Origin of the sequence: Kitasatospora sp. NPDC047058 (assembly GCF_040643935.1) — a bacterium.
Lineage (GTDB): Bacteria > Actinomycetota > Actinomycetes > Streptomycetales > Streptomycetaceae > Kitasatospora.
This window is the reverse complement of record NZ_JBEYVJ010000216.1, coordinates 1-12,215: the sequence shown is the minus strand read 5'-3', so window position 1 is coordinate 12,215 and position 12,215 is coordinate 1. Positions and strand designations below refer to the sequence as shown.

Below are 12,215 nucleotides of genomic sequence, written 5' to 3'. Positions count from 1 at the left end.
AGGATGTCTTGGAGGACAGACCTCTTCTACGGGAGCTCCGCTGCTTTGCCTACCGGCCTTGACATGCAGGCCCCACGCTTAACTGAACGGCGTTGGGTCTAGATCCGCCGGACAGACCCTAGGCGTGTCCCGGGCCCGCCGGGGGAGGTCGCGGCCTCCCCCGGCGGTCGCCCGTTCAGCGCAGCAGGCCCGCGTCCATCCCGGCCGACTCGGCGGGCAGCGCGACCAGGCCGAGCTCGGCCGGCGAGGCCAGCCGCGGATGGGCCGGCAGCACCCGGACGGTGTAGCCGAACGGGCCGGTCCGGCAGAGCTCCAGCGAGCCCTCGTACCGGGTGCGCCCGTCGAGGTCCGGCCCGCCGACCGGCTTCAGGGCGAGCAGGCAGACGTCCGAGATGCCGTCCGACTCGTCCACCCGTCCGGAGACCGCCTGCACCTCGACGTCGCCCGGCTCCAGCGTGCCGAGCGTGACCTGCACCCGCAGCGCCAGCGCGCTGCCCAGCTCCTGCGCCTCGTCCGGGCAGTCCGCCTCGACGTGCTCGACCCGGACGGCCGGCCAGGCCTCCCGCACCCGGGCCTTCCAGGCGGCCAGCTCGCGCGCCCCGGTGTACCCGGCGGCGGCCAGCTCGCGCTGGGCCAGTGCGGCCGGCGTGTACAGCCGGTCGACGTACTCGCGGACCATCCGGCCGGCCAGCACCTTGGGCCCGAGGGTGACCAGGGTGTGCCGGACCATGGCGATCCACCGGTGCGGCAGCCCGTCCTCGCCCCGGTCGTAGAACCGGGCGGCCACCTGGTGCTCGATCAGGTCGTACAGTGCGGCGGACTCCAGGTCGTCCCGCCGCTCGGCCTCGCCGCTCTCCGGGTCCAGGACGCCGCCGGTCTCGTCGGCGGTGGGGATCGCCCAGCCGTTCTGACCGTCGTACCACTCGTCCCACCAGCCGTCCAGGACGGACAGGTTGAGGCAGCCGTTCAGCGCGGCCTTCATCCCCGAGGTGCCGCAGGCCTCCAGCGGGCGGAGCGGGTTGTTCAGCCAGACGTCGCAGCCGGGGTAGAGGTGCCGGGCCATCGCCATGTCGTAGTCCGGCAGGAAGACGATCCGGTGCCGGACGGCCGGGTCGTCGGCGAAGGCGACCAGCTGCTGGATCAGCCGCTTGCCGCCGTCGTCGGCCGGGTGGGCCTTGCCGGCGACCACGATCTGCACCGGGCGGGTCGGGTGCAGCAGCAGGGACCGCAGCCGCTCCTGGTCGCGCAGCATCAGGGTGAGCCGCTTGTAGGAGGGCACCCGGCGGGCGAAGCCGATGGTCAGCACGTCCGGGTCGAGCACCGTGGAGACCCAGCCCAGCTCGGCCTCGCCGGCGCCGCGCTGGTGCCAGGAGGCGCGCAGCCGGCGCCGGGCCTCGTCCACCAGCTGGGCCCGCAGGGCGCGGCGCAGCTCCCAGACGTCGGTGTTGCCGATCCTCTCCAGGCCGGTCCAGCGCTTGGCGTCGCCGGTGGTCATGGCGTCCTCGGCGCGGTCGGCGCCGATCTCCGCGGCGCCGAGCCGGACCACCGCCGGGTCGATCCAGGTGGCGGCGTGCACGCCGTTGGTGACGGAGGTGATCGGCACCTCGGCGGCGTCGAAGCCGGGCCAGAGGCCGTTGAACATCGACCGGCTGACCTCGCCGTGCAGGGTGGAGACGCCGTTGGCCCGCTGGGCGAGCCGCAGGCCCATCGCGGCCATGTTGAACAGCTTCGGGTCCCCGCCGCGCCAGGTCTCGGCGCCGAGCGCGAGCACCTGTTCGACCGCGACGCCGGGCAGCGCGGCGTCGCCGCCGAAGTGGCGGGCCACCAGGTCGCGGTCGAAGCGGTCGATGCCGGCCGGGACGGGCGTGTGGGTGGTGAACAGGGTGCCGGCCCGGACGGCCTCCAGGGCGGCGGCGAAGTCCAGCCCGGCGTCCGCGATCAGCTCGCGGATCCGCTCGACGCCGAGGAAGCCGGCGTGGCCCTCGTTGGTGTGGAAGACCTCGGGGGCGGGGTGGCCGGTGAGCCGGCCGTAGGCGCGGACCGCCCGGACGCCGCCGATGCCCAGGAGCATCTCCTGGAGCAGCCGGTGCTCGCTGCCGCCGCCGTAGAGGCGGTCCGTGACGTCGCGCTCGGCGGGCGAGTTGGCCTCGATGTCGGAGTCGAGCAGCAGCAGCGGGACGCGCCCGACCTGGGCCCTCCAGACGTGGGCGGCCAGGGTGCGGCCGCCGGGCAGCGGGAGGTCGACCCGGCAGGGGGTGCCGTCGCCCTCCCGGAGCAGGGTGACGGCGAGTTCGTCCGGGTCGAGGAGCGGGTAGCGCTCCTGCTGCCAGCCGTCCCGGTTGAGGGACTGCCGGAAGTAGCCGTGCCGGTAGAACAGTCCCACGCCGATGACCGGGACACCGAGGTCGCTGGCGGCCTTGAGGTGGTCGCCGGCCAGGATGCCGAGCCCGCCGGAGTACTGGGGCAGGGCCGCGGCGATGCCGTACTCGGGGGAGAAGTAGGCGATGGCGGCGGGCTGGGCGGCGCCCGCGGCCCCCTGCTCGGGGTCGCGCCGGTCGGCCTGGTACCAGCGCGGGCCGGACAGGTACTCCCGCAGGTCGTCGGCGAGGTCGCCGAGCCTGCGCAGGAAGCGCCGGTCGGTGGCGAGCGCGGCGAGCCGGGCGGCCGGGACCTCCCCGAGCAGGCGCACCGGGTCCTCGCCGGTCGCGGCCCAGACCTCCGGGTCCACGGACCGGAAGAGGTCCCTGGTCTCGGGGTGCCAGGACCAGCGCAGGTTGAGGGCCAGCTCGTGCAGCGGCTGGAGTTGTTCGGGCAGGACGGTGCGGACGGTGAATCTGCGGATTGCCTTCACGGCGTGAAGCGTAGCCCCGGCCGCTGTCGTGATGGTGCGTCAAGTGGGCTATTGGGCCTCCGTTCGGCCTATTGATGAGATCGCATTCGGCGCATTGGACTGCACAGGGGGCGCGCGAGGCGCACTTTCCGGCGTGACGCGCTACCAATACGTGAACATCGCGGGAAAGCTCCATTTCCGGCCGCGGATCCTCCCCTTCCGCGCGCCGAAACTACTGTCGTACCGCTGCGAAAGTCCTGTCCCCGGTGCGACTATGAACCAAGGCCGTTGATGCTGCGGGGAGTGCGGCGACGGGTGGCGCCCTCCTCGAAGCAGCACGTCCGAATCCCTTTCGCGTTGATCGTTTCCCGACCTCCTTAGCCCATTCGGCGCTCACCGCACACCGTTGCGTGTCCTCGGACTCGGCCTGCTCGTTCACGGGTGGGTTGGGTCACCCGAGGGCGTGCCCCGGGAGGCGTGCGCCGGGACGCGCGCGGGCTCCCGGGCGGCCCGTCACGGGCTCAGCGGGAGCGGGGCAGGTTGCCGGGGACGGCGGCGCGGGCAGGCTTCCGGTCGCACGGCCTCCCCACCCAGCAGTCCCCCCGGTACTCCCCCGGCCCGTGCGGCCCGCGGGAGCTGCCGCCGATCTCGGGCAGGAGCTTGGCATGCACGGCGACACACGGGACCAGTCCACACCGGTGGCCGACACCTTCGACCCAGCGGTCGCGGAATCCGCCGGACGGATGGATTCTGACACCCGGACAGACGCGCCGATGCCGGCGCCCCGGGGCGGCGGGGCTATCCGTACGGAGCAGCAGTCCGAACCGGCCCGACACCCCGGGGCCGAGGAGAGCCGGACCGCGGCACCGCGCAAGCGCACCACCACGCGCCGCGCCACCGCCACGGGCACCACCACGGGCACCACCACGAGCACCGCCGCCGCGAAGGCCGCGGCCGGTTCACCCCCGGAGACCGGTGCCCCGAAGGCCGCCACCGCGAAGGCCGACGCCGCACCGCGCAAGGCGCCCGCCCGCAAGACCGCCGCCCGCAAGACGACAGAGAGCGACACCGTGATCGGCCGCATCCCCGTCCTGGACGTCAGCCCCCTCGTAGACGCCGGCCGCCGCCCGGCCAAGGCCGTGGTCGGCGAGACCTTCCTGGTCACCGCCACCGTGTTCCGCGAGGGCCACGACGCGGTGAACGCCAACGTGGTCCTGCGCGACCCGCGCGGGCGCAGCGGCCCCTGGACGCCGATGCGCGAACTCGCCGAGGGCACCGACCGCTGGGGCGCGTACGTCACCCCGACCGCGCCCGGCCGCTGGACCTACCTGGTGGAGGCGTGGAGCGACCCGGTGGCCACCTGGCGCAGGACCGCCGCGGTGAAGCTGCCGGCCGGGATCGACACCGCGCTGGTGCTGGAGGAGGGGGCCCTGCTGCTGGAGCGGGCCGCCGGCGGCGTGCCGAAGAAGGAGGGCCGGGCGCACGTGCTGGCCGCGGTGGACGCGCTGCGCGACACCGGCCTGCCGCCGCTGTCCCGGCTGGCCGCCGCGCTCGCCCCCGAGGTGCTGGACCTGCTGGCCCGCTTCCCGCTGCGCGAACTGGTCAGCGCCTCCCGTCCGCTGCCGCTCCAGGTGGACCGCGAGCGGGCGCTGTACGGCTCCTGGTACGAGTTCTTCCCGCGGTCGGAGGGCGCGGTGGTCGACCCGTCCGGGGTCGAGCCGCCGCGGTCGGGCACCCTGCGCACCGCCGCCGAGCGGCTGCCGGCCGTCGCCGCGATGGGCTTCGACGTGGTGTACCTGCCGCCGGTGCACCCGATCGGCCGGGCCTTCCGCAAGGGCCCGGACAACACCCTGACGGCCGGTCCGCACGACGTCGGCTCGCCGTGGGCGATCGGCTCGCCGGAGGGCGGGCACGACGCGGTCCACCCGGACCTCGGCACCCTGGAGGACTTCGACCACTTCGTCGCCGAGGCCCAGGCGCTGCACCTGGAGGTGGCGCTGGACTTCGCGCTGCAGTGCTCGCCGGACCACCCGTGGGTGAACAAGCACCCGGAATGGTTCAGCCACCGCGCCGACGGCACCATCGCGTACGCCGAGAACCCGCCGAAGAAGTACCAGGACATCTATCCGATCAACTTCGACCAGGACATGGACGGAATCGTCAAGGAGACGATTCGAATCCTCCGGTTCTGGATGTCCCACGGCGTGCGGATCTTCCGGGTCGACAACCCGCACACCAAGCCGGTGGTGTTCTGGGAGAAGGTGCTCGGCGACATCGCCCGCACCGACCCGGACGTGGTGTTCCTGGCGGAGGCGTTCACCCGCCCCGCGATGATGCACGCCCTCGGGAAGATCGGATTCCACCAGTCGTACACGTACTTCACCTGGCGCAACACCAAGCAGGAACTCACCGAGTACCTCACGGAGCTCTCCGGCGACGCCGCCGCGTACATGCGGCCGAACTTCTTCGCCAACACGCCGGACATCCTGCACGCCTACCTCCAGACCGGCGGCCGGGCCGCGTTCGCGATCCGCGCGGTCCTGGCCGCCACCCTCTCCCCCAGCTACGGCGTCTACGCCGGCTTCGAGCTGTCCGAGAACGAGCCCGCCCACCCCGGCTCCGAGGAGTACCTGCACTCGGAGAAGTACGAGCTGCGCCCGCGCGACTGGACCCGGGCGGACAGCCTGGCCCCGCTGCTCACCGCGCTGAACCGGCTGCGCCGCCGCCACCCCGCCCTCCAGCAGCTGCGCTCCCTGCGCTTCCACCCCACCGACAACGACCGGGTGCTCGCGTTCTCCAAGACCGCGACCACCGCCGACGGCCTCACCGACCACGTCGTCACCGTGGTCAACCTGGACCCGCACCGCGTCCAGGAGGCGACCGTCACCCTCGACGGGGACGGGCCCTACGCGGTGCACGACGAGCTCACCGGCGCCGCCTACACCTGGGGCCGGCACAACTACGTCCGGCTCGATCCCTCAGCCGAGCCGGCTCACCTCCTCACGGTTCGGAGGAACCCAGCGTGACAGTGAACGAGCCCGTCCCCGACACCTTCCCCGAGACCTCGAAGAAGAACCTGGACCCCGAGTGGTTCAAGCGTGCGGTCTTCTACGAGGTGCTGGTGCGGTCCTTCCAGGACAGCAACGGCGACGGGGTCGGGGACCTCAGGGGGCTCACGTCCAAGCTCGACTACCTGCAGTGGCTCGGGGTCGACTGCCTCTGGCTGCCGCCGTTCTTCGCCTCGCCGCTGCGCGACGGCGGGTACGACGTGGCCGACTACAAGGCGGTCCTGCCGGAGTTCGGCGACCTCGCCGACTTCATGGAGTTCGTGGACGCCGCGCACGCCCGTGGCATGCGGGTGATCATCGACTTCGTCATGAACCACACCAGCGACCAGCACCCGTGGTTCCAGGCCTCCCGGGAGGACCCGGACGGCCCGTACGGCGACTTCTACATGTGGGCCGACGACGACAAGCAGTACCCCGACGCCCGGATCATCTTCGTCGACACCGAGACCTCCAACTGGACCTACGACCCGGTGCGCAAGCAGTACTACTGGCACCGGTTCTTCTCCCACCAGCCGGACCTCAACTACGACAACCCCCGGGTCCAGGACGAGATGATCGCCGGACTGCGGTTCTGGCTCGACCTGGGCATCGACGGCTTCCGGCTGGACGCGGTGCCGTACCTGTTCGCCCGTGAGGGCACCAACTGCGAGAACCTGCCGGAGACGCACGAGTTCCTCCAGCGGGTCCGCAAGGAGATCGACGCCAACTATCCCGACACCGTGCTCCTCGCCGAGGCCAACCAGTGGCCGGAGGACGTCGTCGACTACTTCGGCGACTCCGCCTCCGGCGGCGACGAGTGCCACATGGCGTTCCACTTCCCGGTGATGCCGCGGATCTTCATGGCGGTCCGGCGGGAGTCCCGCTACCCCGTCTCGGAGATCCTGGCCAAGACCCCGCGCATCCCCAGCGGCTGCCAGTGGGGCATCTTCCTGCGCAACCACGACGAGCTGACCCTGGAGATGGTCACCGACGAGGAGCGCGACTACATGTACGCGGAGTACGCCAAGGACCCCCGGATGCGCGCCAACGTGGGCATCCGCCGCCGGCTCGCCCCGCTGCTGGAGAACGACCGCAACCAGATCGAGCTGTTCACCGCCCTGCTGCTCTCCCTGCCCGGCTCGCCGGTGCTCTACTACGGGGACGAGATCGGCATGGGCGACAACATCTGGCTGGGCGACCGGGACGGCGTGCGCACCCCGATGCAGTGGACCCCGGACCGCAACGCGGGTTTCTCCTCCGCCGACCCGGGCAGGCTCAGTCTGCCGCCCATCATGGACCCGGTGTACGGCTATCAGGTGACCAACGTCGAGGCGCAGCAAAGCAGTTCGAGTTCACTGCTGCACTGGACGCGTCGCATGATCGAGATCCGCAAGCTCAATCCGGCGTTCGGCCTCGGCACGTACACCGAACTGCCCTCCAGCAACCCCGCGGTGCTGGCCTTCGTGCGGGAGTACGAGGGCGACCTGGTCATGTGCGTGAACAACTTCTCGCGGTTCGCGCAGCCGACCGAACTGGACCTGCGGCAGTACGGCGGGCGGTACCCGGTCGAGCTGATCGGCGGGGTGCGCTTCCCCTCGATCGGTGAGTGGCCCTACCTGCTCACCCTGGCCGGCCACGGCTTCTACTGGTTCCAGCTCCGCCGGCCCCCGCGGCTGAGCGGCACCAGGCGATCGAAGTAACGATCCGTCAGCGCCCCGGCCTCCCCCGGGCCGCACCCGCACCACCAAACCCTCCGGGGGCGCGAGTTGAACCCCCGCGCCCCCGGAGGTCTCTGCACCACCGCGTACGGAGAACAGCCCAACGGCCACCCACACGAAGGCGTGACACCCGAGCACCGCTCGCGTGCCGTCGCCGCCGCGCCGCCGAAATCCGGAAGACTGACGGACCCGGCCAGACCCGTCGGGCAGTCCGCCCGCTTCCGGGGAAAGGGAGTCATGTCCGAAACCTCCCGTTCTCAGGCCCACGTCCACCGCGACCCCCCGGCCGGCCCCGTGCCGGTGGGCACCCGCGGGGCCGTCGGGGCCCGGAGAACCGCTCTGGGGGTCAGCGAACTCGTCCAGGCGGCCCTGCCCCTGATCGCCGAGTGGCTCCCCACCCAGCGCTGGTACGCCGGCAAGGGGCGGCCCATCACCGGTCTCACCCCGGTGGTCGGGACCCCGCTCCAGGTCGGCGACCCGGCCCTGCTGCACCTCCTGCTGCGGGTCGAGCACGCCACCACCGCCGGCGCCCCGCACGGGGACGTCTACCAGCTGCTGCTCGGCGTCCGTTCCCAGGGCCCGGCGGGCATCGAGCCGACCGCGGTCCTCGGCCGGCTCACCCAGGGGCCGTACGACGGCGCCGCGCTGTACGACGCGGTGCACGACCCCGAGCTGAGCGGACGGCTGCTGGAGCACCTGGCCACCGGCGACCGGTTCGGCTCGCTGTCGTTCCGCCGCACCCCCGGCTCCGGGCTGCCGGCCAACCTGCCCGGGCGCGCCTCCACCGCCGAGCAGTCCAACAGCTCGGTCATCTACGGCACCTCGTACATCCTCAAGCTCTTCCGCCGCATCCACCCCGGCACCAACCCCGACCTGGAACTCTCGCTGGCGCTCTCGCGGGCCGGCTCCACCCGGATCCCCCGGGTCGCCGCCTGGTTCGAGAGCCGGCTGGAGCGCGCCGAGCCGGCCACCCTCGGCCTGCTCCAGCGCTACCTGCCGGAGGCCGAGGACGGCTGGGAGCTGGCGCTCGACCAGGTCGGCCGGCTCAAGGGCGACCCGTCGCCCGGCAACTTCGCCATCGAGGCGCACCGTCTCGGCCGGGCCACCGCCGAGGTGCACCGGGTACTGGCCCGCTCGATGCCGGTCGCCCGGCTGGACCGCACCCAGACCCGCCAGCTGGCCACCGCGATGGCCGACCGGCTGGACAGCGCGGTGGCCGCCGTCCCCGGGCTGATGCGGTACCGGGCCGCGCTGCGCACCGCCTTCCAGCAGCTCGCCGACGCCCACCCGGACGGGATGCCGGTCCAGCGCATCCACGGCGACCTGCACCTCGGCCAGGCCATGCGCACCCCGCACGGCTGGGTGCTGCTGGACTTCGAGGGCGAGCCCGCCAAGTCCGTCGCCGAGCGGCGCGAACCGCAGACCGCGCTGCGGGACGTCGCCGCGATGCTCCGCTCCTTCGACTACGCCGCCGCCCACCTGCTGGCCGGCGGCCCGCCCGACCCGGAACTGGCCCACCTCGCCGCCGCCTGGGCGCAGCGCAACCGCACCGCCTTCTGCGCCGGCTACACCGCCGGCGGCGGCACCGACCCGGCCGCCTCGCCCGAACTGATGCGCGCCCTGGAGATCGACAAGGCGGTCTACGAGGTGGTGTACGAGGCCCGGCACCGGCCGAGCTGGCTGCCGATCCCGCTGGCCGCGATCAACCGGCTCGCGCTCACCGTCTGACCCCGCCCCACCGCACCACCCGCCCGCACCACCCGCCCGTCCGCTGCCCCGGAACCTGCCCACACCCCGCCGCCGACGTTCCCGCGGCGACCCCGATCCCGCAGGAGGACCACGCCGTGACGCCGCTCGACCCGACCGGCCGCACCAACCGTTCCGTGCCCGCCACCTTCCTGGCGGCCGCGGCCTCCCCGCAGCGCGAGCCCGCGGCGCCCCGGCGGTCCGAGCCGCGCGCGACGGCGCGCCCCGCACCGGCCGGGCCCGCACCCGCCGTCCGTACGCCGGACGGCCCCGCACCGGCCGACCCCGCACCGGCCGGCCGGGTGCCGGCGGACCCGGGCCCGCTGCCCGGCGGCGTGCTGCGGCTGCCCGAGGCGCCGCTGCCGCCCGCCGAGGTGGACCGGCTGGTCGGCGGGCAGCACCACGACCCGCACGCCCTGCTCGGCGCCCACCCGGTGCTCGGCGGCACCGCGATCCGGGTGCTGCGCCCGTTCGCCGAGCGGGTCGTGGTGGAGACCGCGCACGGCCCGGCCGAGCTCACCCACCAGCAGGGCGGCCTGTTCACCGGGCTGCTGGCCGGCGAAGGGCTCTGCCGATCCGGCCCGGCGGACTACCGGCTGCTGGTGACGTACCCCGGCGGCGAGCCGATCGCCCAGCACGACGGCTACCGCGTCCCGCCCACCCTCGGCGAGCTGGACCTGCACCTGATCTCCGAGGGCCGGCACGAGCAGCTCTGGCAGGCGCTCGGCTCGCACGTGCGCACCGTCGACGGGGTGGCCGGCACCGCCTTCGCGGTCTGGGCCCCCAACGCGGCCGGCGTCCGGCTGATCGGGGACTTCAACCACTGGGACGGCACCGGGCACCCGATGCGCTCGCTCGGCTCCTCCGGCATCTGGGAGCTGTTCGTGCCGGGCCTGGCCGAGGGCACCCAGTACAAGTACGAGATCCACACCCGGCAGGGCTGGGTGCTCGACAAGGCCGACCCGCTGGCCCGGGCCGCCCAGGTCCCGCCCGGCACCGCCTCCGTCGTCACCTCCTCCGCGTACCGCTGGCAGGACGGCGAGTGGATGGCCCGCCGGGCCCGCGCCGCGCACCACCGGGCGCCGATGTCGGTGTACGAGCTGCACCTGCCGTCCTGGCGGCCCGACCTCACCACCTACCGTGCGATCGCCGAGGAACTCCCGCAGTACCTCAAGGAGTTGAACTTCACCCACGTGGAGTTCATGCCGGTGATGGAGCACCCCTTCGGCGGCTCCTGGGGCTACCAGGTGTCGGGCTACTACGCCCCCACCGCGCGGCTCGGCGGCCCCGACGACTTCCGGTACCTGGTCGACACCCTGCACCGGCACGGCATCGGCGTGATCGTCGACTGGGTGCCCGCGCACTTCCCCAAGGACGACTTCGCGCTCGCCCGCTTCGACGGCGAACCGCTGTACGAGCCGTCCGACCCGCTGCGCGCCGAGCACCCCGACTGGGGGACGCTGGAGTTCGACTACGGCCGCACCGAGGTCCGCAACTTCCTGGTCGCCAACGCGGTGTACTGGTGCGAGGAGTTCCACATCGACGGCCTGCGGGTGGACGCCGTCGCCTCGATGCTCTACCTCGACTACTCGCGCGAGGGCGGCGCCTGGACGCCCAACCAGTACGGCGGCCGGGAGAACCTGGACGCCGCCGCGTTCCTCCAGGAGATGAACGCCACCGTCTACCGCCGCTGCCCCGGCGTGATCACCGTCGCCGAGGAGTCCACCGCCTGGGACGGCGTCACCCGGCCCACCGACAGCGGCGGCCTCGGCTTCGGGCTGAAGTGGAACATGGGCTGGATGCACGACTCGCTGGTCTACATGTCCAAGGAGCCGGTGCACCGCAAGTACCACCACAACGAGATCACCTTCTCGATGGTGTACGCCTACTCGGAGAACTACATCCTGCCGATCTCGCACGACGAGGTGGTGCACGGCAAGCAGGCGCTGGCCGCCAAGATGCCCGGCGACTGGTGGCAGCAGCGCGCCAACCACCGCGCCTACCTGGGCTTCATGTGGGCCCACCCGGGCAAGCAGCTCCTCTTCATGGGCCAGGAGTTCGCCCAGGGCGCGGAGTGGGACCACGAGCACGGCCCGCAGTGGTGGGTGCTCGACGAGCAGTGGCCGGCCCACGAGGACCACCTCGGCGTGCGGCGCCTGGTCCGCGACCTCAACCGGTGCTACCTCGACGCCCCCGCCCTCTGGGAGCAGGACACCACCCCCGACGGCTTCCGCTGGCTCGACGGCGGCGCAGCCGAGGACAACCTGCTCTCCTTCGTCCGGTACGCCGCCGACGGCACCCCGCTGGTCGCCGTCTGCAACTTCTCCCCCGTCGTCCGCCACGGCCACCGGGTCGGCCTGCCCGCCCTGGACGGCCGCGAGCAGCTCTGGGAGGAGGTGCTGAACACCGACGCCGAGGCCTACGGCGGCAGCGGCGTCGGCAACTCCCGCCCGGTCAAGGCCGAGGCCACCCCGTGGAACGGCCAGCCGCGCAGCGCCGAACTGGTCCTCCCCCCGCTCGCCACCCTCTGGCTCCGCCCGGCGTGAAGGCCTAAGCTCCCCGCCTGAGACTGATCGTCAGCAGGCGGGGGGCTTGCTTCGTGTTGTTCGTCCTGAGACTGCTGTACGTCCTGCTGCCGGCGCTCTGCTGGGCGGTCCTGGTCCGCACCCGGGTGGTCGGGGCGACCGTCTTCACCGTCCTCGCCGGCCTGGCCGTCGCCCTCGTCGGCTTGGAGCAGGAGTGGTACTTCACCCGCGCCGCCGCCGAGATCGAGGCGGGCTACCCGCTCCTGTCCGGCCTGGTGATCGTGGCGGGCGCGCTGACCGAGCGGCGGCTGCGCGGCCCCCGGTCGAAGCGGGAGTTCGGCACCCCGGT

The 12,215-nt window shown here is 73.0% G+C and carries 6 protein-coding genes; 5 read left to right on the top strand and 1 reads right to left on the bottom strand.

Annotation, left to right across the window (positions count from 1 at the left end):
• Positions 1-175: 175 nt before the first annotated feature.
• Complete coding sequence (gene glgP / locus ABZ885_RS26345; RefSeq protein WP_360193383.1) at positions 176-2,851, bottom strand: alpha-glucan family phosphorylase; 2,676 nt, start codon at positions 2,849-2,851, stop codon at positions 176-178.
• A 1,049-nt stretch (positions 2,852-3,900) separates the two neighbouring features.
• Between glgP and ABZ885_RS26340 the strand changes: the two genes are divergently transcribed.
• The 5 genes from ABZ885_RS26340 to ABZ885_RS26320 all read left to right on the top strand — a co-directional run.
• The gene (locus ABZ885_RS26340; protein WP_360193386.1) at positions 3,901-5,856 is read left to right on the top strand and encodes an alpha-1,4-glucan--maltose-1-phosphate maltosyltransferase; all 1,956 of its coding nucleotides are present in this window, start codon (positions 3,901-3,903) and stop codon (positions 5,854-5,856) included.
• Positions 5,853-7,577 (top strand): maltose alpha-D-glucosyltransferase, encoded by a 1,725-nt coding sequence (gene treS, locus ABZ885_RS26335; protein WP_360193380.1) that lies wholly within the window; start codon positions 5,853-5,855, stop codon positions 7,575-7,577. Before ABZ885_RS26340 ends, treS begins: the two co-directional genes overlap by 4 nt.
• A 255-nt stretch (positions 7,578-7,832) precedes the next feature.
• Positions 7,833-9,323, top strand: coding sequence for a phosphotransferase (locus ABZ885_RS26330; RefSeq protein WP_360193377.1), 1,491 nt, complete (start codon positions 7,833-7,835; stop codon positions 9,321-9,323).
• A 116-nt stretch (positions 9,324-9,439) separates the two neighbouring features.
• On the top strand, positions 9,440-11,887 hold the full coding sequence (glgB, locus tag ABZ885_RS26325) for a 1,4-alpha-glucan branching protein GlgB (RefSeq protein ID WP_360193374.1): 2,448 nt from the start codon (positions 9,440-9,442) through the stop codon (positions 11,885-11,887).
• Between the two features lie 53 nt (positions 11,888-11,940).
• Positions 11,941-12,215 (top strand): hypothetical protein (locus tag ABZ885_RS26320; RefSeq protein WP_360193371.1); only part of this gene is annotated, 275 nt, incomplete at its 3' end.